General features: G+C 68.1%; 22 protein-coding genes. 12 read left to right on the top strand and 10 right to left on the bottom strand.

The window, feature by feature from the left end; translation table 11 throughout:
- The gene (locus FIV02_RS20085; RefSeq protein WP_152489611.1) at positions 1–1,335 is read right to left on the bottom strand and encodes an ATP-binding protein; all 1,335 of its coding nucleotides are present in this window, start codon (positions 1,333–1,335) and stop codon (positions 1–3) included.
- Complete coding sequence (locus FIV02_RS20080; protein WP_047592179.1) at positions 1,332–2,012, bottom strand: response regulator transcription factor; 681 nt, start codon at positions 2,010–2,012, stop codon at positions 1,332–1,334. The genes FIV02_RS20085 and FIV02_RS20080 overlap by 4 nt, the downstream gene beginning before the upstream one ends.
- A 144-nt stretch (positions 2,013–2,156) precedes the next feature.
- Between FIV02_RS20080 and dsbD the strand changes: the two genes are divergently transcribed.
- Genes dsbD through dsbG form a run of 3 tightly spaced genes read left to right on the top strand, consistent with a single transcriptional unit; the run spans position 2,157 to position 5,460 of the window.
- Positions 2,157–3,887: a protein-disulfide reductase DsbD gene (dsbD, locus tag FIV02_RS20075; RefSeq protein WP_152489610.1), complete on the top strand. Its 1,731-nt coding sequence runs from the start codon at positions 2,157–2,159 to the stop codon at positions 3,885–3,887.
- Complete coding sequence (locus tag FIV02_RS20070) at positions 3,887–4,696, top strand: TlpA disulfide reductase family protein (RefSeq protein ID WP_152489609.1); 810 nt, start codon at positions 3,887–3,889, stop codon at positions 4,694–4,696. The genes dsbD and FIV02_RS20070 overlap by 1 nt, the downstream gene beginning before the upstream one ends.
- Before the next feature lie 2 nt (positions 4,697–4,698).
- A complete protein-coding gene (gene dsbG / locus FIV02_RS20065) occupies positions 4,699–5,460 on the top strand; it encodes a thiol:disulfide interchange protein DsbG (RefSeq protein ID WP_152489608.1) in 762 nt (253 codons plus the stop codon).
- Positions 5,461–5,482: 22 nt separating this feature from the next.
- On the opposite strand, the gene FIV02_RS20060 is transcribed toward dsbG, so the two are convergent.
- The 3 genes from FIV02_RS20060 to FIV02_RS20050 all read right to left on the bottom strand — a co-directional run bounded on the left by FIV02_RS20060 (position 5,483) and on the right by FIV02_RS20050 (position 8,891).
- Entirely contained in the window at positions 5,483–6,502 is a 1,020-nt protein-coding gene (locus FIV02_RS20060; RefSeq protein WP_152490147.1) for an AraC family transcriptional regulator ligand-binding domain-containing protein, read from the bottom strand.
- 5 nt (positions 6,503–6,507) lie between these two features.
- Positions 6,508–7,422, bottom strand: a complete 915-nt coding sequence (locus FIV02_RS20055) for a GGDEF domain-containing protein (protein ID WP_037051692.1) — start codon at positions 7,420–7,422, stop codon at positions 6,508–6,510.
- A gap of 68 nt (positions 7,423–7,490) precedes the next feature.
- On the bottom strand, positions 7,491–8,891 hold the full coding sequence (locus FIV02_RS20050; protein ID WP_152489607.1) for a metallophosphoesterase family protein: 1,401 nt from the start codon (positions 8,889–8,891) through the stop codon (positions 7,491–7,493).
- A gap of 388 nt (positions 8,892–9,279) precedes the next feature.
- Between FIV02_RS20050 and FIV02_RS20045 the strand changes: the two genes are divergently transcribed.
- From FIV02_RS20045 to FIV02_RS20025, 5 genes are all read left to right on the top strand, one after another.
- Positions 9,280–11,754, top strand: coding sequence for a TonB-dependent receptor (locus FIV02_RS20045; RefSeq protein WP_152489606.1), 2,475 nt, complete (start codon positions 9,280–9,282; stop codon positions 11,752–11,754).
- Positions 11,755–11,885: 131 nt separating this feature from the next.
- Positions 11,886–13,796, top strand: a complete 1,911-nt coding sequence (locus FIV02_RS20040; protein ID WP_152489605.1) for a phytase — start codon at positions 11,886–11,888, stop codon at positions 13,794–13,796.
- A gap of 88 nt (positions 13,797–13,884) precedes the next feature.
- On the top strand, positions 13,885–14,601 hold the full coding sequence (gene tolQ, locus FIV02_RS20035; RefSeq protein ID WP_037051699.1) for a protein TolQ: 717 nt from the start codon (positions 13,885–13,887) through the stop codon (positions 14,599–14,601).
- A gap of 13 nt (positions 14,602–14,614) precedes the next feature.
- Positions 14,615–15,058, top strand: coding sequence for a protein TolR (tolR, locus tag FIV02_RS20030; RefSeq protein ID WP_047591128.1), 444 nt, complete (start codon positions 14,615–14,617; stop codon positions 15,056–15,058).
- A gap of 1 nt (position 15,059) precedes the next feature.
- A complete protein-coding gene (locus FIV02_RS20025; RefSeq protein WP_152489604.1) occupies positions 15,060–15,857 on the top strand; it encodes an energy transducer TonB in 798 nt (265 codons plus the stop codon).
- A gap of 12 nt (positions 15,858–15,869) precedes the next feature.
- On the opposite strand, the gene FIV02_RS20020 is transcribed toward FIV02_RS20025, so the two are convergent.
- Both FIV02_RS20020 and FIV02_RS20015 read right to left on the bottom strand, forming a co-directional pair.
- Positions 15,870–16,604: an ABC transporter substrate-binding protein gene (locus tag FIV02_RS20020; protein WP_152489603.1), complete on the bottom strand. Its 735-nt coding sequence runs from the start codon at positions 16,602–16,604 to the stop codon at positions 15,870–15,872.
- A gap of 94 nt (positions 16,605–16,698) precedes the next feature.
- Positions 16,699–17,787, bottom strand: a complete 1,089-nt coding sequence (locus tag FIV02_RS20015; RefSeq protein ID WP_152489602.1) for an endonuclease/exonuclease/phosphatase family protein — start codon at positions 17,785–17,787, stop codon at positions 16,699–16,701.
- Positions 17,788–18,010: 223 nt separating this feature from the next.
- On the opposite strand from FIV02_RS20015, the gene FIV02_RS20010 reads away from it, so the two are divergent.
- Positions 18,011–18,844: an SDR family oxidoreductase gene (locus tag FIV02_RS20010; RefSeq protein ID WP_037051716.1), complete on the top strand. Its 834-nt coding sequence runs from the start codon at positions 18,011–18,013 to the stop codon at positions 18,842–18,844.
- Positions 18,845–18,854: 10 nt separating this feature from the next.
- On the top strand, positions 18,855–19,601 hold the full coding sequence (locus tag FIV02_RS20005) for an ABC transporter substrate-binding protein (protein ID WP_152489601.1): 747 nt from the start codon (positions 18,855–18,857) through the stop codon (positions 19,599–19,601).
- Between the two features lie 12 nt (positions 19,602–19,613).
- Here the strand turns inward: FIV02_RS20005 and FIV02_RS20000 are convergent, their stop codons facing one another.
- From FIV02_RS20000 to FIV02_RS19990, 3 genes are all read right to left on the bottom strand, one after another.
- Positions 19,614–20,048: a VOC family protein gene (locus tag FIV02_RS20000; RefSeq protein ID WP_047588400.1), complete on the bottom strand. Its 435-nt coding sequence runs from the start codon at positions 20,046–20,048 to the stop codon at positions 19,614–19,616.
- A 30-nt stretch (positions 20,049–20,078) separates the two neighbouring features.
- Complete coding sequence (locus FIV02_RS19995; RefSeq protein ID WP_150606575.1) at positions 20,079–20,747, bottom strand: YciC family protein; 669 nt, start codon at positions 20,745–20,747, stop codon at positions 20,079–20,081.
- Between the two features lie 87 nt (positions 20,748–20,834).
- A complete protein-coding gene (locus tag FIV02_RS19990) occupies positions 20,835–21,320 on the bottom strand; it encodes a YbaK/EbsC family protein (RefSeq protein WP_152489600.1) in 486 nt (161 codons plus the stop codon).
- A gap of 103 nt (positions 21,321–21,423) precedes the next feature.
- On the opposite strand from FIV02_RS19990, the gene FIV02_RS19985 reads away from it, so the two are divergent.
- Both FIV02_RS19985 and FIV02_RS19980 read left to right on the top strand, forming a co-directional pair.
- Positions 21,424–21,903, top strand: a complete 480-nt coding sequence (locus FIV02_RS19985) for an NYN domain-containing protein (protein WP_152489599.1) — start codon at positions 21,424–21,426, stop codon at positions 21,901–21,903.
- A gap of 9 nt (positions 21,904–21,912) precedes the next feature.
- On the top strand, positions 21,913–22,515 hold the full coding sequence (locus FIV02_RS19980; RefSeq protein ID WP_152489598.1) for a PolC-type DNA polymerase III: 603 nt from the start codon (positions 21,913–21,915) through the stop codon (positions 22,513–22,515).
- The last annotated feature ends 348 nt before the right edge of the window (positions 22,516–22,863 follow it).

The following is a 22,863-nucleotide window of genomic DNA, read 5'->3' as shown; positions in this document are numbered from 1 at the left end:
TCAGCCGCCTTCGTTGCGCAGCCGGGCCGCGAGGCACACCTCCAGGCCATCGGCGTGGGCGATGAACTGCAGGCTGCAGCCGCAGCGTTCGGCGATGGCCTTGACGATGGACAGGCCCAGGCCGCTGCCGTCGCTGTCGGCGCTGCGCCAGAAGCGCTCGGTGACGCGTTGCAGGCGCTCGGGGGTGATGCCCGGGCCCTGGTCGCGGATGCTGAAGCGCACGCGACCCTGGCCGTCGCGTGCGATGTGCAGGTCTACCTGGGTGCCTGGCCTCGTGTGCCGGCGGGCGTTCTCCAGCAGGTTGCGCAAGGCAGCGATGGCCAGGGCCGGGGGCATGGCCAGGCACTGCTCGGACAGGTCGTCGGCAACACTCAGTTCTATGGCCGCGCCCGGCTTGTGCGTCGCATCGGCGATGGCCTGCTGCGCGATTTCCAGCGGGCGGCATGGCAGGCCTTCATCGAAGGGCAGGTTGCCTTCGACCCGTGCGAGCATCAGTAGCTGTTCGAGTATGCGCTGCAGATGGTCGGCGCCTTGTTCGGCCATGGCGATGGCGATCCGTGCCGGCTCACCCTCGGTCATGGCCGCGACCTGCAGGTGGGTTTTCACCGCGGTCAGCGGGCTGCGCAGTTCGTGGGCGGCATCGTCGGTCAGGCGCCGCTCGCGCTCCAGGGTGGCGCCGATGCGCTGGAACAGCTGGTTCTGTGCCTCCACCAGCGGCGCCAGTTCGGCGGGCAGGTCGGTCAATGGCAGCGGTTCGCTGGCGTTGGCGCTGCGTCCGGCGAGCGCCGCCCGGATTCGCTCCAGCGGCGCCAGGCCCCGCCCCAGGCCGACCCAGAGCAGGGCGAGGCTGCCGAGCAGGGCGACCGCCACTGGCACCGCAGCGGCCAGCAGGATCGAGCGTTGCAGCGTGGCCCGTTCATCCAGGCGGTCGGCGGTGGTGATGCGCAGGTCATCCTGGATCAGGGTGAAGCTGCGCCACAGCTGGTCACCGATGACCTGATCGTGGAAGCCCTGCTGGCTGGCATCGAGCATGTTCTCCGGCGTCGAGTGGCTGCGTGCCAGCACCTCGCCGCGCAGCGAGCTGATCTGGCAGGCCAGGCCATTGGGAATGCCCAGCTGCTCCGCACTCAGGCGGGTGCTGCCGTCCTGGCTGGTGCGCGCCTGCGGTAACTGCACCAGCAGGCCGGCGACCATGCGGGCCGAGGCGGCCAGGCGTTCGTCGAGCGACTGCAGCAACTGGCTGCGCAGGTCGTAGAGCATCCAGGTGGCGGCCAGTGACCAGAGCAGCACAAAGGCGGCACCGAGGCCGAGGGTCAGACGCAGGCGCAGGCTCATCGGGGCTGCTCCTCGTGGCCGGCGGTGCCGAGCCGGTAGCCCAGGCCGCGCACGGTCTCGACGATGCCGTTGCCGAGCTTGCGGCGCAGGTGATGGATGTGCACGTTGAGGGCATTGCTCTCGACGTCATCGTCCAGGCCGTACACCGAGTCCTTGAGGTGCTCGCTGCTGAGAATCCGCCCCGGGTTCTGCAGCAGCGCCTGCAACAGCGCCTGCTCGCGCCGCGACAGGTCGACGGGGACGCCGGCGAGGCTGACGGTGCAGCGGGTCGGGTCGTACTGCAGCGGGCCATGCTCGATCAGGTGCGTGGTCCTGCCGGCTGCGCGGCGCAGCAGGGCATGCAGGCGTGCGGCCAGCTCGCGCAGGTCGAAGGGCTTGGTCAGGTAGTCGTCGGCACCCGCCTGCAGGCCGGCGACACGCTCGGCCACGGCGTCGCGCGCGGTGAGGACCAGCACCGGCAGGGCCAGGCCGTCACGGCGCAGGCGGCGCAGCAGGTTCAGGCCGTCTTCGTCGGGCAGGCCGAGATCGAGGATCAGCAGGTCGAAGTGACTGTGCTGCAACAGGCTTTGCGTCGCCGCCGCGCTGGCCGTGTGGGCGACGGTGAAGCCCTGTGCCTGCAGGCCTGCGATCAGGCCACTGGCGATCAGCGAGTTGTCTTCGGTGAGGAGCACGTGCATGTTCGAAAGGGTGCGAGAAGGGCGAGTCGACAGTATCGCTCATCCCGATTAAGACAGGATTATCGGCGCTGCCCCGGGCACTGTTAATCGCCTGTTAATTGCCCTCTGGCATGCTCGACGCATCCTGGATTTCAAGGTGCCCGCATGCGTGTCGTCATCCTCCTGCTGAGCCTGTTCTGCGCCTCCGTGTTCGCCGCACTGCCGTTCGACGGCCCGCGCGCGGACGAGGAATTCCTGCCTGTCGATCAGGCGTTCGTGTTCGATGTGCAGCAGCAGGACGGGGACGCGACGACACTGAGCTGGGACATCGCGCCAGGCTATTACCTGTATCGGCAGCGCCTGAAGTTCATCGGTCTGGCGGACGCGCATGCCCCTGAACTGCCCGTGGGGCTGGCGCATGAGGACGAGTACTTCGGCGCCTCGCAGATCTACCGTGACCGTCTGCAACTGAGCCTGCCGGCCGAGGCCCGTGGGCGTATCGAGGTGCAGTGGCAGGGCTGTGCCGATGCCGGCCTGTGCTACCCGCCGCAGAGCCGCACCCTCGACCTTGGCGGTGGCGGCGCCATCAACGTCGCCCAGGCCGACGACCTGGCCCTGCTCGACGGCCTGCAGCAGCAGGCGCTGTGGCTGAGCATGGCGGTGTTCTTCGGCCTCGGCCTGTTGCTGGCGTTCACCCCCTGTTCATTGCCGATGCTGCCGATTCTGGCCGGCATCGTGGTGGGCAGCCGGGCTTCGCCGGCGCGTGGTTTCGCCCTGGCAGGCAGCTATGCGCTGAGCATGGCGCTGGTCTACGCCCTGCTTGGCGTCGTCGCCGCGCTGCTCGGGGCGAACCTGCAGAGCCTGTTGCAACAGCCCTGGCTGATCGCCTCGTTCGCGGCGCTGTTCGTGGTGCTGGCGTTGCCGATGTTCGGCTTCTTCGAGCTGCAGCTGCCTGCCGCGCTGCGTGACCGCCTGGAGCGGGCCGGGCGTGGACGCGAGGGCGGCAGCCTGCTTGGCGCCGGGTTGCTCGGGGTGCTTTCCGGGCTGCTGGTCGGGCCGTGCATGACCGCGCCACTGGCGGCTGCACTGCTGTTCATCGGGCAGAGCGGCGATCTGCTGCAGGGCGGCCTGGTGCTGTTCGCCCTCGGCCTGGGTATCGGTACGCCGCTGGTGTTGCTGGTGACGCTCGGCCAGCGTTTCCTGCCCCGTCCCGGGCCCTGGATGGAGCGGGTCAAGGCGGTGTTCGGGTTTCTTTTCCTGGGCACCGCGCTGTACCTGCTGCAACCGCTGCTGGGCGAATCCACCTGGCTGGCGCTGAGTGGTGCCTGGCTGGTGCTGGCGGCCAGCAGCCTGTTGCACCTGGCGGGGCAACTGCAGCGGCAGCGTGCGCTGGCCCACGCCGGCGCCGCGCTGCTGGGCCTGTGGGGCGTGGCGATGGTGCTCGGGGCAGCGGGTGGTGGGCATGACCCGATGCGACCGCTTGGGGTGTTCAGCGCCGTGGCGGCGCCGCAGACCGAGGCGCGCAGCGCGGGTTTTGTCGATGTGCGCGAGCCCGAGCATCTGCAGCGCGAACTGGAGGCGGCGAAGGCCAGTGGGCAGTGGGTGCTGGTGGACTACTACGCCGACTGGTGCGTGTCGTGCAAGGTCATGGAGCGCGAGGTCTTCGGCAATGCCGAGGTTCAGGCGCGCCTGGCGCAGGCGCGTAAACTGCGACTGGACGTCACCGCGCCGGGCGCCGCGAGCAATCAGCTGCTCGGCCGCTATCGCGTGCTGGGGCCGCCGACGTTGCTGCTGATCGGCCCGGACGGCGCGGAGCGACGCCAGCAGCGCATCACCGGCGAGGTCGATGCCCGGCAGTTCATCCAGGTATGGGACAGTGCGATGGAGCGTGGCTGATGTTGACGATGGATGTAGGACCGCTGGCGCTCGGCGTCGGCCATGTGTTGCTGCTGGTCAGCCTGCTGCTGGCCACGCTGGTCGGCTGGTGGCTGGGGCGCAAGCGCCAGGTCAACCCGGAGGCGCTGATCTTCCGTTTGCTGCTGGCGGCCCTGCTGGGCGCACGCCTGGCGTTCGTCGCCCTGTATGCCGGGCACTACCGGGATGCGCCCTGGCGGGTGCTCGATATCCGCGACGGCGGCTTCATCGCCTGGGGCGGTCTGCTGGCCGCCGCCCTGCTCGGAGGGTGGTACCTGTGGCGCCGGCCCGAGCTGCGCACCGCGCTGGGCGCCGGCATGGCCACCGGGCTGCTGGTGTGGGGCATGGGCAGCCTGGTGCTGCATACCCTGGAGCGTGGCACCCGTCTGCCGGACCTGGCCCTGCGCGATGTCCAGGGCCGCTCGGTGATGCTGCGCGAGCATCTGGGGCAGCCAATGGTGATCAATCTCTGGGCCACCTGGTGCCCGCCCTGCCGCCGCGAGATGCCGGTGCTGGCCGAAGCGCAGCGCCTGTATCCGCGGGTGACCTTCGTGTTCGCCAACCAGGGCGAGGGTGCTGGCGAGGTCCGCACCTTTCTCGCCAGCCAGACGCTGCAACTGGACAACGTGCTGCTCGACAGCGGCGGGCGTCTGGGGCAACTGGTCGGTTCGCGAGCGTTGCCCACCACCCTGTTCTACGACGCCGAGGGCCGCCAGGTCGGCAGCCATCTCGGCGAACTGTCCAGCGCCAGCCTGGCGCGGGCACTGGAAACCCTGAAAACGGACGAATGATCATGCAACCAATCAAGTCTCTAGTTCTGCTCGCCACGCTGCTGGCGCCGTTGGCGCAGGCCGCCGAGCTGCCTGCCGCGATCAAGGCTGTCGAAGGCCGTGGGGCCAAGGTGGTCGGCACCTTCGAGGCCCCCGGCGGGCTGCAGGGTTATGCCGCCCGCTACAACGGCCAGGGGCTGGCGCTGTACCTGACGCCGGATGGCGAGCACGTGCTGATCGGCACGCTGCTCGATGCCAAGGGCGCCGACCTGACGGCGGAGCCGCTGGAACGCCTGGTCTACAAGCCGCTGGGCGAGGAAATGTGGCAGCGCTTGCAGAGCAGCACCTGGATCGCCGATGGCGACGACAAGGCCAGCCGGGTGGTCTACGTGTTCTCCGACCCCAACTGCCCGTACTGCAACCTGTTCTGGCGCCAGGCGCGGCCCTGGGTCGAGGCCGGGCGGGTGCAGTTGCGCCATGTCATGGTCGGCATGCTGCGTGCCGATAGTCCGGGCAAGGCTGCGGCGCTGCTCGCGGCGCAGGATCCGCGTCAGGCGCTCGGCGAGCATGAGGCGGCCGGGCGCGAGAGCAAGCTGCAGGCAGTGGCGAAGATTCCCGGCACGATCGCGGCCCAGCTCGACGCCAACCTGGCGCTGATGGGCGAGATGGGCGGCGAGGCGACGCCGGCCATCTACTACCTCGACGAGCGGGGCCGCCTGCAGCAGCACAAGGGGGCGCCACGCCCGGACAGCCTGGAAGCCATCATGGGCTCGGCGAAACCCTGAGGCGCGGGCGCAGTGGCCGCGGTCAGCGGCACAGCAGGCCACCCAGCTCGCTCGGCACGCGGCCGGTCCAGCGCTTGAACGAGCGGCGGAAGTTGGTGATGTCGTTGAAGCCCAGGCGCTGCGCCACCTCGTCGTTGCTGCAGCCCTTGACCTGGTAGAGGTACAGCGCCAGCTCGCAGCGGGCCCGGTCGAGCCGCTCCTGGAAATGACTGCCGTGCTTGCTCAGCTTGCGTTTGAGGGTCGCCGGGCTGGTGGCGAAGGCCTCGGCCACTCGCTCCAGGCTCAGCGGCTGGTGGATACGGGCGCTGAGGTGGGCGTGCAGCTCGTCGAGCAGGCTGCCCTGCCAGCCCCATTGCGCGAGCTGCTGGTCGCACTGCTGGCGGGCGATGTGCGCGCCGGTGGCACCGGCGTGCGGCCAGGGGCGCAGCAGGTATTCGCGAGGCAGGCTCATGACTGTCGATGGGCGATCAAAGCTCAGCTCGTCGCTGAGATGCACCCAGTACTGCTCGACATGGCGTGGTTCGGCGTAGGCGAACTGCAGGCGCCAGGGCAGGCGTTCGTGTTGCTGGCGGCGGGCCAGGGCGACCACCGCGGTCATGCTCGCCTCCAGCAGAAAGGGCAGCTGCTCGGCGGCGCCGCAGCTGTCGCGCCAGTACAGGTGCAGGTACTGCTCGTCGAGGTGCAGCACCGGCGTCAGCAGGGGCGAGAGCAGGGCACGGTAGCGGCCGAGGTCCTGCAGCGCCTGCAGCAGGTTGTCGGCCTGCTCCAGCAACTGGCTGGCGGCGCCATAGTGGCCGGGCCACAGGCGCTGGCCGAACAGGAAGCTGCTGTCCGGCGCGTCCAGCAGGCGCCTGGCGTTGGCGATCAGGCGCAGGAACTGCGCGGGGCTGACCCGTGCCCGGCCGGTGACGATGTCCTCGTAGAACAGCTCGCAGCCCCGCAGCAGGTGATGGGTGTCGATGCCCCGCGAACGTGCCAGGTCGATCAGCACGGCGGGCAGGTCATGAGCGGCGATGAAGCGACTGTCGCACTCGTAGCCCATGGCGCTCACGCACTGTGTGCCAGACGCGGCTTGGCCCGCGCCAGCGTCAGGTTGAGGCGCTTGAGCAGTTGCTCCTCGTCATCGTCGAGGGCCATGACCGCGGCCACGGTGGCCCGCAGTTGCAGGCGTTCGCCATGGCGCTGGCTGCGATGGGCGAGGCTGGCGATGCTCTGGCGCAACTCGGCGGCGATGCTCAGTGCCTGCTGTTCGCCGGTGTTCGGCAGCACGGCGACGAAACGGTCGCCGGCCAGGCGGCAGAGCATGTCCTGCTGGCGCAGGTTGAACAGCAGCAACTGGGCCACCACCTGCAGCACCTGGTCGCCTTCGGCCTGGCCGTAGCGCTGGTTGACCAGGCTGAAGTCGTCGAGGTCGATGGCCACCAGCGACAGCGGCTGATGCTCCGCGCGCGCCTGTTGCAGCGCCTGCTGCAGATGCTGGCGCAGGTACTGGGCGCCGGACAGCGGGGTGAGCTTGTCGAACAGGCGATGGTCGCGCTGCAGGTGTTCGCGCTTGCGCATCTGTGCGCTGATGGCGCGCTGTTCCTGCTGCAGGTGGTACATGCCGAGTGTCAGCAGCAGCATGCCGAGCGGCATCGGCGCGGTCTCCAGCCAGTTGTCCCAGACCGTCTCCTGCGGCAGGCGGATGAACTCGTCGAGGCTGTCCATCCACATCGAGAAGGCGATGCAGCACAGGCCCAGCGACAGCAGGCGGGTGACCCAGCCGGCCGGGCGGCCACTCAGCAGCATGATCAGCCAGCCGCAGAGGATCAGGCAGGTGCCGCCTTCGCCGGCCACGTCCATCCAGTTGATCTCGGCCCAGGACTTGATCTCGCCCGCACCGAGGTAGAGCAGCAGCCCGGCGTTGGCCGCCAGCAGCAGGCCGGCCAGGGTCAGGCCATGCAGTTTCAGCAATGCTTTCATGGTCGATTCTCCCGGCAATGTCCGTCCGTGGCCGAGCATGCCGGAGGCAGGTCTCATTTCGATGACAGTCATTTGTCCCTCGCGCTGCAGGGCAGGCCGTCCGGGCCTGCGTTCCGGGTGCAGTAGCGCTCGGCCGGGGGAGCCAGGTCGGGCTCGTGCAGGGTCTTGTGGCCGCTGGCGTCGCGCTGGATGTCGAAGGCGTCGTAGAGCCGGTCGTCGGCGCTGTAGGCCCTGACGCTGAGGCGGTTCTGCGCCACGCTGATGGTCTGGTACAGCTGGGTGTCCTCGGCGCTGCGGTCCGGCTGGCTGTGGGCGCGATCGTTGAGGCCGTACATCTTCGAGCCGGTCACCGAGACCATGTACACCGGGCCGATGGCCTGTTGGTTGCGCAGGGCCTGGCGCGTGGCGGCACGGCCGGCGACATGGGTCAGGCGGCTGTAGCAGTGGTCGTGGCCCTGCAGCACCAGATCGACGCCATGGCGTTCGAACAGGGGCTGCCAGGCGGCCTTGAGTGGTTCGCTGTCCTCGGGGCGGGCGCAGGTGTAGATCGGTTGGTGCATGACCACGATGTTCCAGCGCGCCTGGCTGCTCTGCAGTGCGTTCTCCAGCAAGCGGGTCTGGGCCTCCAGGGTGCCGAGGTCGAGTGCCGAGGTGCCGTCCAGCACCACGAAGCGTACGCCCTGGTAGTCGCTGACGTAGCTGGTCTCGGTCACGCCCTCGGCGCCGTTGCGTGGCAGGGCGAACTGGGCGGGGAAGTGCGCGCCGAGCGTGCGACTCTCGCTGCCGTCGGGCAGCAGGTCGTCGAGGTATTCGTGATTGCCGACGGCGACCAGTTGCGGGATGGCGGCGTAGGCCCAAGCGCCCGCCTGGTTCCACTCACCCCATTCGTCGTCATGGGCGAGGTCGTCGCGCGAGGCCACCAGGTCACCGGCATGCACCACCAGCGCCGGGCGCGCGACGCTGCGCAGGGCCTGGCGAATGCTGCGCGAGGCGACCTCGAGGATGCCGTTCTGGGTATCGCCCAGGTAGATGAAGCTGAAGGGAGCGAAGCTCCGGCTGGCGGTGCGGAACTGATGCCACTCGCTCCAGCCCGCGCTGCCTTGCACCCGGTAGGCATAGGCGGTATCCGGGCTCAGGCCGTCCAGGCGCACCTGATGGTAGAGGGACGGGCCGTTCTCGGCGTCCAGGCGGCGACTGCTGCCACTGAGCTGGCGGGCCTTGGCCACCACCTGCGGGCCGGCCAGGGCCGGACCGAACTCCAGCACGGCTCTGTCCTGGCGCAGGTCGGTACGAAAGCTCACGGCCATCTGCGTGGCGGCGTCGGCGCCGGGCGTCAGCACGATGCGGTCCGCCAGGTTGCCGGCGGCATAGGGTTGGCCTGGCGAGCGTGGCAGCGGCGGCTCGGCATGGGTCAGGGGGCTGCTCAGGGCAGTGGCCAGCAGCGTGGCCAGCAGCAGGGGGCGATGCATGTGCGGTTTCCTTGGCTGATCCGGAAGTGCGTTCGGCGCCAAGGAAACAAAGGCGCATGACGGTTCGGTTACCGCGCCGGGGGTCGATTCGGCTCAGGTGAAAGGTGCCGTGCAGGGCGATTTTTTCAGCCTGGATTAAGCCGGTGCGGGGTCGTGGGCGCAGTGGCGCCGCTGTCCACCCGGCGCTGGCCGCTCCGATTCCCGCGCAGAGCCTCGGGCAACGCGGCATGGCCGGGTCATTTCAGCTCAGAACCCCCGTGAAACCGCCACGAAACAGGCTGTCAGGGCCTGCTCCGGCAGGGGCTGTCACGCAAGTGCCACAAAGCATTCCTAGCTTTCGCTGCCATCGCCTGGTGTCGCCAGGGGCCATTGAAACGAGGGATTCAAGGTGGCAAAGCCATTTCGTCATATCCGCACTGCGGGATTCAACGTCAGCCTGCTGGCCATCGCCATCAGTGCCGCACCGGTCTGGGCCGAGGAGGCGGTCGAGCGCGTCGAGGTGATCGGCCAGGCGGTGAGCATCGACAAGGCGCTGCAGGAACAGAAGAGCGCCGACAGCATCAAGAGCGTGGTGCATGCTGACGGCGTCGGCCAGTTGCCCGACGACAACGCGGCCGAGGCCCTGCAACGTATTCCGGGGCTGTCGGTGGAGCGCGACCAGGGCGAGGGGCGTTTCGTCAGCGTGCGCGGCATCGCCCCGGACCTCAACAGCGTGACCATCAACGGCACCCTGGTGCCGGCCCCGGAGGGCGACCGCCGTGCGGTGGCGCTGGACGTGCTGCCGGCGGAGCTGGTGCAGTCGCTGTCGGTGGTCAAGAGCCTGACGCCGGACATGGACGCCAACTCCCTGGGCGGCACCATCGAGGTGGAGAGCCTCTCGGCCTTCGACCACGACGGCCTGTTCTACACCCTCTCCGGCGAGGCCAGCCACGATACCAACGTGGACAAGACCAGCCCCAAGTTCTCCGGCGCCATCAGCGATCGCTTCAGCCTAGGTGAGGGCACCGACAACTTTGGCGTGGCCGCGGCATTCAGCTGGCAGAAGCGCAAGTTCGGCTCGGAGAACGTGGAGACCGGCGGCGCCTGGGATTTCGACGATGGTGCGCGGCTGGAGGAGGTCGAGCAGCGTGACTACCAGATCACCCGCGAGCGCACCGGCTTCGGCCTGAACTTCGACTATCAGCCGGACGACTATTCCAACTATTACCTGCGCACCCTGTACAGCAAGTTCAAGGACACCGAGACGCGCAATGCCGCCGGCATCGAGTTCGACGATGCGCAGCTGTCCGGTGAGCGCGGCGATGGCGAAGGCTGGCGCGAGCTGAAGTCGCGTGAAGACACCCAGGAAATCCAGTCCTACGTGTTCGGTGGCGAGCGCATGATCGACCTGTGGACCATCAGCGGCCAGGCCGGCTACAGCCAGTCCACCGAGAAGGACCCGGGCGGCATCGCCGGCGCCAAGTTCGTCGGCGACTTCACCGGCATCGGTTTCGATGGCACGCGCAAGCCGCACCTCGTTGCCGGCGACGCGTTCTACGATCCGACCGCCTTCGAACTCGACGAGGTGGAGTGGGAGAAGGTCAGCGGCAAGGACAAGGAAAAGAACATCCGCCTCGACCTGGCCCGTGACTACGACCTGGCCGGCAACGCCGCGCAGGTGAAGTTCGGCGGCAAGCTCAGCCGGCGCGACAAGACCAGCGATACCGAGGTCTGGGTCTACGACGATTTCACCGGCGTCGGGCTCGACGGCTTGCAGAGCGGCAGCGTCGACTACTCGCTGGGTCGCTTCGGCAACGGCATCAGCGCCGGCGCCATCAAGAACCTGATCGGCGGGCTGGATCGCAGCCAGTTCTACGACGAGGAGAACTCGCGCATCAACGACTTCGACATGCGCGAGGACATCAACGCGGCCTACCTGATGAACACCCTGGATGTGGACGACTGGCGCTTCATCGCCGGCCTGCGCTACGAGGGCACCGAGTTCGAGGCCAAGGGCACCGGCCTGCGCGATGGCGTGTACGAGGACAGCCAGAGCCGCAACCGCTACGACCACTGGCTGCCGGGCCTGCATGCGCGCTACCAGCTGTCGCCGTCCACCGCGATCCGCGCCGCCTGGACCAACAGCGTGGTGCGCCCGACCTTCGGCCAGCTGGCGCCGGGCTTCGCCATCGACGGCGCGGACGCCTCCTTCGGCAACCCCGATCTCAAGCCGCTGGAGTCGATGAACCTCGACCTCGGCATCGAGCATTACATGGGCCGTGCCGGTGTGGTCTCGGGCTTCCTGTTCTACAAGGACATCGACAACTTCATCTACAACACCGACCTGGCCGGCAACGGCGAGTGGATCGGCTTCGACGAGGCGCTGACCTTCGACAACGGCAGCAGCGCCAAGCTGTATGGCGTCGAGCTGGCCTACTCGCAGAAGTTCGACTGGCTGCCGGCGCCGTGGAACGGCCTGCTGCTGGGCGCCAACCTGACCCTCAGCCAGTCCGACGCGAGCATCGAAGGCCAGGGCGCCAAGCGCTCCATCGACCTGCCCAACCAGTCCGACACCGTCGGCAACTTCATGCTCGGCTGGGAGGACGAGCGCTTCAACCTGCGCCTGGCCGCCAACTACAAGTCCAGCTACCTGTACGAGATCGGTGCGGTGGAGGACAAGCGCCACGACCTGTACGTCGACGACCAGGTGTTCGTCGACATCAAGGCCGGCTACTTCATCACTCCCGAACTGCAACTGACGCTCGAGGCGCAGAACATCACCGACGAGTCCTACTACGTCTACACCGGCAGCCGCCGCTACAACGCCCAGTACGAGGAGTACGGCCCGACCTACAAGATCGGCCTGACCCTGACCCATTTCTGAGCGCTGCGTGTTTCAGGGTGGACAACGCGTTCTCGTCCACCGAAAGGCGCTCGCCACATCGACATCTTCAATGGCCTGGCCCGTCGCCACTCGGCGGCAGCGGGCCGGGCCACCGTTACCAGGAACTCTTCATGCGTTTTTCCAACCTGTCCCTGCTGGGGCTCTGCATCACCCTGGCCGCTTGCCAGAGCCATGGCCCGCAAGAGGACGTCTCGGCCGTGCCGAACGTCGTGCTCAGCGATGCGCTGATCGCCAGCGAAAACACCCAGTGGCTGGCGCCGCTGCCCTTTCTGCCGGGGGCCGAGCGCCTGCAGGTCGGCGCCCGCAGCCTGCAGGTCGTCGACGCCGACGGCCAGGTGCTGAGCGAGCTGGCGGGGCGTTTCGCTACCCTCGACCAGCGTGCCGACGAGCGTGGCGTGCTGGTTGCCACGCTCGACAAGCGGCGTCAGCAGGCCCTGCTGGCGCGCCTCGACGACGCGCAGCAGTGGAGCGCGCCGCACTATCTGCCGAAGACCCGCTTCGCCATCGAAGGGCTGTGCCTGTATCGCGACGAAGCGCGCAACGACTTCCTCTTCCTGGTCGGCGAGGAGGGTATCGGCGAACAGTGGCTGGTGGCCGAGCACGGCCGGCCGCTGGCGCAGGCACAGCGGGTGCGGGCGCTGAGCCTGCCGCCGCAGAGCAGCTTCTGCCAGGTCGATGACAGCTCCGCCAGCCTCTACGTCAACGAGGAAGGCGTGGGCCTGTGGCGCTACGCCGCCGCTGCCGAGGCGCCGCTGCTGCGTGAGCCGGTGGAGCTGGTCGCGCCCTTCGGCGAGCTGCAGGACGCCGGCGGCATGGCGGTGCTGCCCGATGCCTTGCTGCTGCTGGATCCGGCCGCCGCCAACCTCCACCTGTTCCAGCGCCACGCCGCACAGTGGCAGCGTGCCGCTGTGCTGAACCTGGCCGGGCTGGACGAGCCGGAGCAGGTCAGTGCCCGGCGCACGGCGCAGGGGCTCGAGCTGCTGCTGGTGGCCGACGATGGCGCCCGTCGCGCCGCGCTGAACTGGCAGCCCGAGAGCGCTGAAGCGCCGCCGGTGGTGCCGGTGGTTACCCCCCTGGTGCAGAGCGAGGTCGCGCCGAGCCTGGGCGATGCGGCGGACGACCCGGCGATCTGGGTCAATCACGCACAGCCCGAGCGCAGCCGCGTGCTGGGCACCGACAAGCAGGGCGGTCTGCTGGTCTATGACCTGGCCGGCAGGCAACTGCAGGACCTGCGCGTCGGCCGGCTGAACAACGTCGACGTGCGCAACGGCTTCCAGCTGGGCGCGCGCCGGGTCGACCTGGCGGTGGCCAGCAACCGCGATCACAACAGCCTGCAGCTGTTCGCCATCGACCCCGCCAGCGGTGAACTCGGCGAGATTGGCCAGATCCCCACGCCACTGCGGGAGATTTATGGCCTGTGTCTGTTCAAGGATCGCCAGGAGACCATTCACGCCATCGTCAACGACAAGGACGGCAGCTTCCTGCAGTACCGCCTGAGCGGCGCCGGCGGCAAGGCCAGCGGTCAACTGGTGCGCCGCTTCCGCACCGCGACCCAGCCGGAAGGCTGCGTGGCGGACGACCGCAACGAGCGCCTGTACATCGGCGAGGAGGACGTGGCGGTGTGGACGCTCGATGCCCGTGCCGACGCCCCGGCCGAGCTGGAGCGGGTCATCGCCGTGGGCGGCCTGCTCGAAGACGACATCGAGGGCTTGGCCCTCTATCAGGGGCGGCAGCGTGACTACCTGCTGATCTCCAGCCAGGGCAACGACAGCTATGTGGTGGTCGAGGCGCAGGCGCCCTACAGGCTGCGTGGCAGCCTGCGCATCGGCCTGAACGCCGAACGCGGCATCGACGGGGCTTCGGAGACCGATGGCCTGGAGGTGACTTCAGCCAACCTCGGCGGCCCCTGGAGCGCTGGCCTGCTGGTGGTGCAGGACGGCCGCAAGCGCATGCCCGAGGGTAACCAGAACTACAAGTACGTGCCCTGGACGGCGATCGCCGCCGCGCTGGGCCTGGAATGAGACGGCTGGCGTCACGCCTGTCATCCCGGTGTAACGCCAGTGTCTTGAAATGTGAGCCATGGGGCTCGAGCCATTGAAGGAAAGCATGATGCAAAACCAAGCCCATCTCGAACACATGACCGTCTGGGGGCTGGTCAGCGAGGCCAGTCTCGTCGTGCAGGCGGTGATGCTCTGCCTGGTGCTGGCCTCGCTGATCAGCTGGTACCTGATCGTCCAGCGTGGCGGCGTGCTGCGCCGCACCGAGGCGCTGGCGAAAGACTTCCTCAAGCGCTTTCGCAGCGATGAAACAGGCGCCCTGTACCGCGCAGGCGTGCAGCAGGAGCTGCCCGCCGATGCCGCCCTGCAGCGTATCTTCCTGGCGGGTTATCAGAGCTTCAGCCAGCTGCAGGCGCATGCCGGCAACAGCACGGAGACCGTGCTCGACGGCGTCGAGCGCAGCCTGGCGGTGGCGATTGCCGAACAGGAAGAACGCCTGGAGAAGGGCCTGCCGTTCCTCGCCACGGTGGGGTCGGTGAGCCCCTACATCGGTCTGTTCGGCACCGTGTGGGGGATCATGAATTCCTTCCTCGGCCTGTCCCAGGTGCAGCAGGCCACGCTGTCGACGGTGGCGCCGGGCATTGCCGAAGCGCTGATCGCCACGGCCATCGGCCTGTTCGCGGCGATCCCGGCGGTGATGGCCTACAACCGCTTCTCGGCGCGCAGCCAGACCCTGATCGCGCGTTACTACGCCTTCGCCAACGAGCTGCAGGGCCGTCTGCACCGTCGCCTCAATGGCGTTGGTGCGGGCATGGCCGCTGCCGCTTGAGGAGGATGACGCGATGCTGGTTCGACCGACGCACAAGCATGGCCTGAAGGCCGAAATGAACGTGGTGCCCTATATCGACGTGATGCTGGTGCTGCTGGTGATCTTCATGGTGACCGCACCGATGCTGGTGCAGGGCGTGCAGATCGAACTGCCCAAGGTGGCGGCCGAAGCGCTGCCGGCACCGGGCGAGCAGCGCATCGTCACCCTGTCGGTGAAGGACGACGGCAGCTTCTACTGGAACCTGGGCAGCGAAGTGGATATCGAGTCGCAGACCGACAGTGCGCCGAGCAAGGAGGCGATGCGCGAGAAGATCGCCGCCATCGTCGCCGCCAACCCGCAGACTCAGGTCTACGTGCGCGCCGACCAGCATGCCGACTATGCGTCGGTGATCGCCGGCATCGCCGAGTTGCAGCGTGGCGGTGTCAGCCGCCTGGGCCTGATCACCGAGGCGCCCTGACATGAGCAGCATGACCCTGGAAATGCCCGCGCCGCGTCTGGCCTGGCCGGCCTGGCGCGAGCATGGCCTCGCCATTGGCGTCGCCATCGCCCTGCATGCCGGCCTGGCCTATGTGCTGCTGCACCTGGCTCACCAGGCGCCGCTGTCGACACCGCTTGCCACGGTACTCACCACCGAGCTGATCAGCCTGCCGGCCCCTGTGGTTCAACCGCCGGCGCCCGTCGTCGCCGAACCGGCAGTGGCGCCGCCGCCGGCGCAAGCGCCGGTCGAGGCGCCAGCACCCGAACAGGCGGACCTGGCCTTCAAGAGGGCCGAGCAGGCGCGTGAGGAACAGGCGCTGCGCTTGCAGCGTGAACGTCAGCAGCGGCGTGCCGAGGCGCAGCGCCAGGAGCGTCTGGCGCGCGAAGAGGCGGCGCGTCAGGCGCAGCTGGAAGCGCAGCAGTTGGCCGAGGCCCGCCGGCTCGAAGCCGAGCGCGTGGCGGCGGCGAATGCCGCAGCCGCTGCGGCGCGTGCCGAGGCGCAGGCGGCCAGCCGCCAGTACCTGCCCATCGCCAAGCAGGCGCCGGACTATCCGGCCAAGGCGCTGGAACGCAAGATCGAGGGCGAATGCACGGTGGCCTATACGGTGAACGCTGCCGGGCGCGTGGAAGACCCGCAGGTGATCGGCAATTGCCATCCGTTCTTCGTCAAACCGTCACTGGCCGCGGCCAGGACCTTTCGCTACCAACCGCGCGTGGTCAACGGCCAGGCGGTGGCGGTGGCCAACGTGAAGAACACCTTCAGCTACCGCATCGAATAGGGGCCGGGCGACTCAGGGCAGTTGCAGGTCTTCGCCCCTGGCCTGCAGGCGCTGGTAGGCATGGTCGAGCGCGTCGCGCAGCTGTACGGCATTCGCCGCGTGGCGGGAGACGATCAGCTTGAGCTGCAGGCGCTGCACCTCGACGAACGGCAGCTCGCCGATGCCGAGGCTGCGCCGGGCCTGCTCCACCGGCATCTGGTAGTCGAGCAGGAGGTCACCACGTCGGCGCAGCAGCATCTCCAGCGCCGCGGTGTGCCGCGAGGTGCGATGCAGGGTGATGTGCCGCGCCGGGTCTTGCAGCCACTGGTTGATGCCCTGCCAGTAGCTGTAGCCGGTGATCAGGATCACGCCACGGCCCTGCAGGTCGTCGGGCAACCTGGGCGGCGCGGTGCCCGGTCGGTAGTACAGGTTGAGGGCGATCTGCCCGAGCAGGTAACGGCTCTCCAGGGTGTGTTCGGCCAGTTCGGGCTTGCCCGGGGCGCCGAACCAGAGCGCGATGCTGCCGTCGATCAGGCCGTTGTACAGGCGTGCGCCGGGGTAGGAGCGGAACTCCGCCTGGTAGCCGGCCTCGTCGAGCAGGCGCGCGGTCAGTTCGAGGCCGACGCCACTGGGGTGGCCCTGGTCGTCGGTGTAGGAGTAGGGAGGGAATTCGTAGTAGCCGACATGAATGCGTCGCTCGCTGCCGGCCGCACAGGCGACCGGCAACCACAGCAGGGCGATGAGTATCAGGCAGAAGCGTCTTGGCATCGAGGTGTCGCGGCTGTTTGCCGTCTTGTCATTCTTGGGGCGGTGCCGGTCGAGCATGGACAACAGGCGGTGGCGTTGTCCAGCCCTGTCGTGCCTATTCCTGGCTGGGGATGAAGAAACGTCCGATCACCGGCAGGTGGTCGGAGATGGCCAGCGTGTCGTCCTGGCGCACCTGGCTGGCCAGCGGCGTCAGGCGCGGGCTGTAGAACAGGTAGTCGAGGGTGCGATCCGGGCCGCTGGCGGCAGGGTCGTTGGGATAATGGGTGTACCACTGCGCCTGGTCCGCGCCGCTGGCCTGCAGCAGGCTGGGGATCATCGGGTAGCGCCTGGCCAGGTCCTGCAGCTCGCTGTCGGCGGCATACCAGCTGCGCTGGTCGTCGGGCAGGTGCTCGAACTGACCAGGCGGCAGCAGGTTGAGGTCGCCGCCCAGGACCCACGGCTGGCCGGCCTGCTGCAGTTGGCGCAACAGGCCATCGGTCATCTCGACCTGGCGTTGCATGGTGTCCTCGCCCTGGGCGAAGGCATCGAAATGGGTGTTGATCGCCGCCAGCTCGCCGCCACCGCGGATCGGCAGGTAGCTGACCAGCAGGGCGCGCTTGAGCTGGAAGGGGCGGCTCAGCAGGTTGCTGGCGAGCATCGGCAGTTGCAGGCGCTCGGCGCGGGCGATCTGGAAGCGGCTGAGGGTGCCCAGCTTCATGCCGACGCTGCCGAGAATGCGCGGGTGCGGCACGAAGGCGGATTTCCAGTAGAACGCCTGGCTGCTGCACGGGTAGAGGTCTGCCAGGCGCGCCTGCAGCAGGGCCAGCTGGTCCTGGTAGTCGGTGGCCTTGGCGTTGTCGTGCAGCTCCTGCAGCAGCACGACGTCCGGTTGCTCATCGCGCAGGATGCGCACCACCTCGTCCAGCGTCCGCACCAGGTCGGCGCTGCTCGGGCGCTCGTCCGGGCCGTCGCCGCCGGGCAGGTCGTACCAGAACACGTGGCGCTTGCCGGCCAGGTACTGCACGTTCCAGGTCATGACCTTCAGCGCCTGCCCTGGCTGCAGCTGTGCCACCTGGCCCGTGCAGGACACGTCCGCCTCCTCGCGCGCCGCGGGGTTCCAGGCCAGGACATGGACCAGCGCCAGCAGAATGACGGGCAGCAGGGCGACGAGCAACAGCAGGCGAAGCGGGCGGGGCAGAGACATGGCGGCATGAGCGACTATGCTGGAAGGAGGCGAGGATACCCGAGTGCACCGGATCGGCCCAGGCATTGCTGGGCGATTGTCGAGTATCTGCCGAGTTCGCACGGTCGTTCGGCCCCAGGGACAGATGGCATGAGCTGCAGTAGCATGCGAAAGACTGTTGTGTGGGTCGCCCTGGCGAAGGGCGGCAGTTGATATCGGTGAGCGTGGATTCCGGGAGCCGCACATGTATCGCAAGGTGTTCGCCAACAAGGTTTTCGACCGCAAGGTGGTGCTGATCACCGGCGGTTGCGCCGGCATCGGCCGCGCCCTGGCCGTGCGCCTGGCGCAGGCTGGCGCGCGCCTGGTGATTCTCGACCTGCACCAGGCGGCGCTGGATGGCCTGGTGCAGCACCTGGCCGACCATCACAACGCCGAGGCGCTGGGCCTGGTGTGTGACGTCGCCGATGCCGATGCGGTGCAGCGTGCCGTGGCCCTGGCCTGCGAGCGCTTCGGTGGCATCGACGTGCTGGTCAACAATGCCGGCATCACCCACCGCAGCACGTTCGCCGAGACCAGCCTGGACGTGTTCCAGCGGGTCATGGCGGTGAACTACTTCGGCGCGTTGCACTGTACCCAGGCCGCGCTGCCCAGCCTGATCGCCCGGCGCGGGCAGATCATCGTGCTCAGCTCGCTGTCGGGCATCGCGCCGTTGCTCTATCGCAGTGCCTACAACGCCAGCAAGCATGCCCTGCACGGCCTGTTCGAGACCCTACGCTTCGAACTCAAGGGTTCGGGAGTCAACGTCATGCTGGTATGCCCGGGCTTCACCGCGACCGACCTGCGCAAGAACGCGCTGGTCGGTGACGGCTCGGTGGCAGCGCAGCCACCGCTGGCAATGGGCAAGGTCGCTTCGCCGCAGGATGTCGCCGAGGCCATTTATCACGGTGCGCTCAAGCGCCGGCGGCTGTTGGTACTGTCCAACGTCGACTGGCGGGCGCGGGTGCTGGCGCGTTTCTTCCCGCGGCTGTTCGAGCGTGTGCTGTTGCCACGGCTTTCCGGCTTGAAGCCGCGAAGCTAGGAGGTGTCCGATGCGTGCCTGGCTGCTGCTCATCCTGCTGCTGGCCTCTGTGGTGTGCCGGGCCGAAGAGCCCCGTCCGCTGCAGGTGATGACCGATCTCTGGCCGCCGTTTCGCATGCTCAAGGAGGATGGGCAGCTGCAGGGGCTGGATATCGATCTGCTCGACGAACTCTCACGTCGCACCGGACTGCGCTTCGAGGTGCATCGCGCGCCCTGGGCGAGGGGGCTGGCGGCGCTCGAACAGGGCACGGCGGACATGATGACCGGCCTGGCCAGAACGCCGGAGCGCGAACGCTACATCCAGTACCTGGATGCGCCTTACTACGCCTGCTCGCCGCGCTTCTACGCCAGCCCGGCGCTGGCCATGCGCCTCAGGGACTATGCGGCGCTGCACGAGCTGCGCATCGGCTACGTGCTGGAGTCGGTGTACTTTCAGCCATTCGACGATGACCAGGGGCTGAAGAAGGTCGGGGTCAGCAATGAAAGCCAGTTGCTGGGGATGCTGACCCGTGGCCGTATCGACGCGCTGGTCGGTACCGACTGCCAGGTCGACTATGCGCTGCTCGACCCCAGGTTGGCCGGCCGCATCGTCAAGGCGGCCTATCAGCCCGAGGCGCGTACCGAACTCTACATCGGCTTCTCGCGCAAGCGCCTGGAGCGCATGCCGCAGCTGGCGGCTGCGCTCGAGAGCCTGTTGCGCGAGGGGTGGGTCGCCAATGCCGCCCTGCGCTATCAGCCGGTGGTCGCGCACCAGTAGCGGGGCATGCCGTCAGCCATGCTCGTGCTGCGCGCCGCTCGCCAGCATCAGCGCCATGTCCCAGAAGGCCGCCTCGATCTTGTGGCCGTCGAGATCCCTGATGAAGCAACCGTAGTACGGCTCGCCATAGTCCGGGCGTGGCCCGGGCTGGCCTTCGTCGCGACCACCGGCCTCCAGCGCCGCCTGATGAAAGGCGTGCACCGAGGCCTTGTCCGGGGCGACGAAGCCGAAGTGGCTGCCGTTGCCGAGCGTGGCCGGCTGGCCGTTGATCGGTGTCTGCACCCAGAACTCCGGGTATTCGCGCCCGAAGGCCACTGCCCCCGGATGGCGCATGATCTCGCGGCAGCCCAGGGTCGCCAGCACCTTGGCGTAGAAGGCGCTGGCGGCGTCGAAGTCGTTGGTACCGATGGAAATGTGGGACAGGATGCTCGGGTTGCTGTCGCTCATGGCGTGCTCCTCTTGGGCAAAGCAGCAAGCCTAGTCGTTGTTCTGCGATGCTGCCGGTTGCCTGGGTTCGAGCAGCATGAACAGGCGGAACAGCACCACGATGGCGAACAGCTGGAGGAAGCCGTTGCCTGCCTGGTGCAGCACCCAGAGCAGGGTGTCGGCCTGGCTCGGCTGCGTCCACCAGTCGAGCAGCCACAGCGGGAGCAGGACGTTGGCCAGGCAGGCGAATACCGGCCAGAAGCGCCCCTCGGTCATGCTGAAGCTGCTCTGCAGGGCGCGCAGTGGCGGCTCCTGGCGCAGCACCAGGATCAGCTCGGAGAAGGCCAGGCGCATCATGATCCAGATGCCCGGCACGATGAACAGCGACAGGCCGAGCATGATCGCCAGCGTGCTCAGGCCGGTCATCAGGGCGAAGCTCGGCCAGAGCTGCAGGCCGGCGGCGAACAGCTGGGCGTTGCCCGGCGTCTGCCCGTTGCTGCGTGCATGCAGGAAGAGGATCAGCGGCGCGGCATACAGCGGATAGAAGAGGATGCCAAGCAGCACCCCGTAGGCCGGGTTGGCGTCTTCGCCGAGCTGCGCGGCCAGCACGGCCTGGGCGATGGCCTCGAGCACCAGCAGGGGCAGGGTCAGCCGGGCGATGGCCGCCAGGTTGTGGCTGGAGAAGAACCAGGCATCGCGGAGGACGGAAAGTGGATTCATCGGCAGGCTACCAGATGTAGGGGGCTGTTGAGGTTGCATCGCGAGCCGCGTTCGGCCACGTCACGCCGGCGCTTGGCCGCAGAGGATTCAAGGGTACTCCAGTTGCGCATTGGGCAACGCGGCGAGCAGACGCGGCAGCTCGCTGCCTGGCACCTCCAGGGTCAGCTCGGGCGGGCCGGGCGAGTACAGCAGAAAGTCGCAGGCGAGCACGGCGCGGTCGATCAGCAGGGTGATGCCAGCGTCGTGGCCGAACGGGCAGGCACACATCGGCACGCAGCCGGTGAGCGCGGTCAGTTCCTCGTCGCTGGCGATACGCGGGCGGCTGCCGAGCAGCGCCTTGAGCCGTGCCCAGTCGGCACGCGCCCCTTCGACGCTGACCAGCATGGCATGCCGCTGACTGGCAACGCGCAGGAACAGGCTCTTGCTCTCCACCCCGCGCAGCGCGAAACGCCGGCGCACGGCGTGGGCGGTGGGGTAGTCGAGAACGGCTTCGTGCTCGACCAGGCGATGAGCAATGTCCAGGCGTCGCAGCAGGTCGAGGTTGCGTTGGCAGAGGCTTTCTAGCGGTGTCATGCGTCAAGGATAGGGGCAGGAGCGGTGCTCCGGCCAGTCCCCGGCGCGTCGGACGGTCGGCTCTGGCATACTGGCGCCTTCGTTGCCCGTACGAGGACTCCCGGTGAAGAAGATCGCCGTATTCGCCGATGTGCAGAACCTCTATTACACGGTGCGCCAGGTGTACGGCTGCCATTTCGACTACAGCGTGCTGTGGGCCGAGGTCAGCCGCCGTGGCGTGATCGTCGAGGCCTATGCCTATGCCATCGACCGTGGCGATGCCAAGCAGCAGCAGTTTCAGCAGATCCTGCGCAAGCTCGGTTTCACCGTGAAGCTCAAGCCCTACATCCAGCGCAGCGATGGCTCGGCCAAGGGCGACTGGGACGTGGGCATCACCATCGATGTGCTCGACGCCGCCTCGCGGGTCGACGAAGTGGTCCTGGCCTCGGGGGACGGCGACTTCGACCTGCTGCTCGAACGCGTACGCAGCCAGGGCGTCGCTGCCATCGCCTTCGGCGTCCCGGGGCTGACCGCGCAATCGCTGATCCGAGCGGCCAGCCTGTACGTGCCCGTCGAGGGCGATCTGTTGTTGCGCAATCACTGAGGTCTCACGTTGGAATCCATTGCTGTCATCGACTTCGAAACCACCGGGGTTTCACCTGCCCAGGCGCGTGCCACCGAGATCGGCGTGGCGATCATCGAGGACGGGCGCATCGTCGACCGCTATCAGAGCCTGATGAACAGCGGCGCCTGGGTGCCGCCCTTCATCGAGCAGCTCACCGGCATCAGCAATGCCATGCTGCGCCAGGCGCCGCCTTCCGAGCAGGTGATGAACGAGGTGGCCGACTTCATCGGCGAGCGGCCGCTGCTGGCGCACAACGCGGCCTTCGACCAGAAGTTCTGGGATGCCGAACTGGCCCGCGTGAGCCGGCGACGCGCGCAGCCGTTCGCCTGTTCGCTGCTGCTCTCGCGGCGCCTGCTGCCGGAAGCGCCAAGCCACAAGCTGGGCAACCTCAACAGCTGGGCCGGCCTGCCGGATACCGGACGTGCCCACCGGGCCCTGGCCGATGCCGAGATGGCCGCCAACCTGACCCTGCACCTGTTCGACCTGCTGCGTGACCGGCATGGCCGGCACCAGGCCGATCATGCCTTCCTCTGCCAGCTGCAGAGCCTGTCGGCAGCCAAGGTGCGCACGCTGCTGGCGACTGCCAGCTGAGCTTGCCTCGTATCTGCAGGAGCGGCTTCAGCCGCGAGCGCTTGTCGCGGCTAAAGCCCCTCCCACGGAGGCCCAGGCTTCATTGCTGAGTGCTACGCCGAAGGCTGAAGCCGCCCTTGCGGGGTGGTAGCCCGGATGCAATCCGGGGCGACGGCGGCCATGCCGCGGATTTCATCCGGGCTACGTGAGGTCATGCGCTATGCCTCCATGCGTGCCGTCACGGCGAGCAGACGCCCTTGCCACTGCCTGCGGCGCGGCTGGGCGCTGCAGCGGCGAGCTTTTTCATGGCGGAGAGCGCTCCACGGGTGGGGGACAGGGTAAACTGCGCGCCTGTTCCCATTGCCTCGC

Origin of the sequence: Pseudomonas sp. THAF187a (assembly GCF_009363395.1) — a bacterium.
Classification (GTDB): Bacteria; Pseudomonadota; Gammaproteobacteria; order Pseudomonadales; family Pseudomonadaceae; genus Aquipseudomonas; species Aquipseudomonas khazarica.
This window is presented reverse-complemented; position numbering and strand designations above follow the sequence as displayed.

Coding starts and splice junctions, on each gene's coding strand:
- FIV02_RS20085 (WP_152489611.1), bottom strand. CDS start 1,335: ATGAGCCTGCGCCTGCGTCTGACCCTCGGCCTCGGTGCCGCCTTTGTG.
- FIV02_RS20080 (WP_047592179.1), bottom strand. CDS start 2,012: ATGCACGTGCTCCTCACCGAAGACAACTCGCTGATCGCCAGTGGCCTG.
- dsbD (WP_152489610.1), top strand. CDS start 2,157: ATGCGTGTCGTCATCCTCCTGCTGAGCCTGTTCTGCGCCTCCGTGTTC.
- FIV02_RS20070 (WP_152489609.1), top strand. CDS start 3,887: ATGTTGACGATGGATGTAGGACCGCTGGCGCTCGGCGTCGGCCATGTG.
- dsbG (WP_152489608.1), top strand. CDS start 4,699: ATGCAACCAATCAAGTCTCTAGTTCTGCTCGCCACGCTGCTGGCGCCG.
- FIV02_RS20060 (WP_152490147.1), bottom strand. CDS start 6,502: ATGGGCTACGAGTGCGACAGTCGCTTCATCGCCGCTCATGACCTGCCC.
- FIV02_RS20055 (WP_037051692.1), bottom strand. CDS start 7,422: ATGAAAGCATTGCTGAAACTGCATGGCCTGACCCTGGCCGGCCTGCTG.
- FIV02_RS20050 (WP_152489607.1), bottom strand. CDS start 8,891: ATGCATCGCCCCCTGCTGCTGGCCACGCTGCTGGCCACTGCCCTGAGC.
- FIV02_RS20040 (WP_152489605.1), top strand. CDS start 11,886: ATGCGTTTTTCCAACCTGTCCCTGCTGGGGCTCTGCATCACCCTGGCC.
- tolQ (WP_037051699.1), top strand. CDS start 13,885: ATGCAAAACCAAGCCCATCTCGAACACATGACCGTCTGGGGGCTGGTC.
- tolR (WP_047591128.1), top strand. CDS start 14,615: ATGCTGGTTCGACCGACGCACAAGCATGGCCTGAAGGCCGAAATGAAC.
- FIV02_RS20025 (WP_152489604.1), top strand. CDS start 15,060: ATGAGCAGCATGACCCTGGAAATGCCCGCGCCGCGTCTGGCCTGGCCG.
- FIV02_RS20020 (WP_152489603.1), bottom strand. CDS start 16,604: ATGCCAAGACGCTTCTGCCTGATACTCATCGCCCTGCTGTGGTTGCCG.
- FIV02_RS20015 (WP_152489602.1), bottom strand. CDS start 17,787: ATGTCTCTGCCCCGCCCGCTTCGCCTGCTGTTGCTCGTCGCCCTGCTG.
- FIV02_RS20010 (WP_037051716.1), top strand. CDS start 18,011: ATGTATCGCAAGGTGTTCGCCAACAAGGTTTTCGACCGCAAGGTGGTG.
- FIV02_RS20005 (WP_152489601.1), top strand. CDS start 18,855: ATGCGTGCCTGGCTGCTGCTCATCCTGCTGCTGGCCTCTGTGGTGTGC.
- FIV02_RS20000 (WP_047588400.1), bottom strand. CDS start 20,048: ATGAGCGACAGCAACCCGAGCATCCTGTCCCACATTTCCATCGGTACC.
- FIV02_RS19995 (WP_150606575.1), bottom strand. CDS start 20,747: ATGAATCCACTTTCCGTCCTCCGCGATGCCTGGTTCTTCTCCAGCCAC.
- FIV02_RS19990 (WP_152489600.1), bottom strand. CDS start 21,320: ATGACACCGCTAGAAAGCCTCTGCCAACGCAACCTCGACCTGCTGCGA.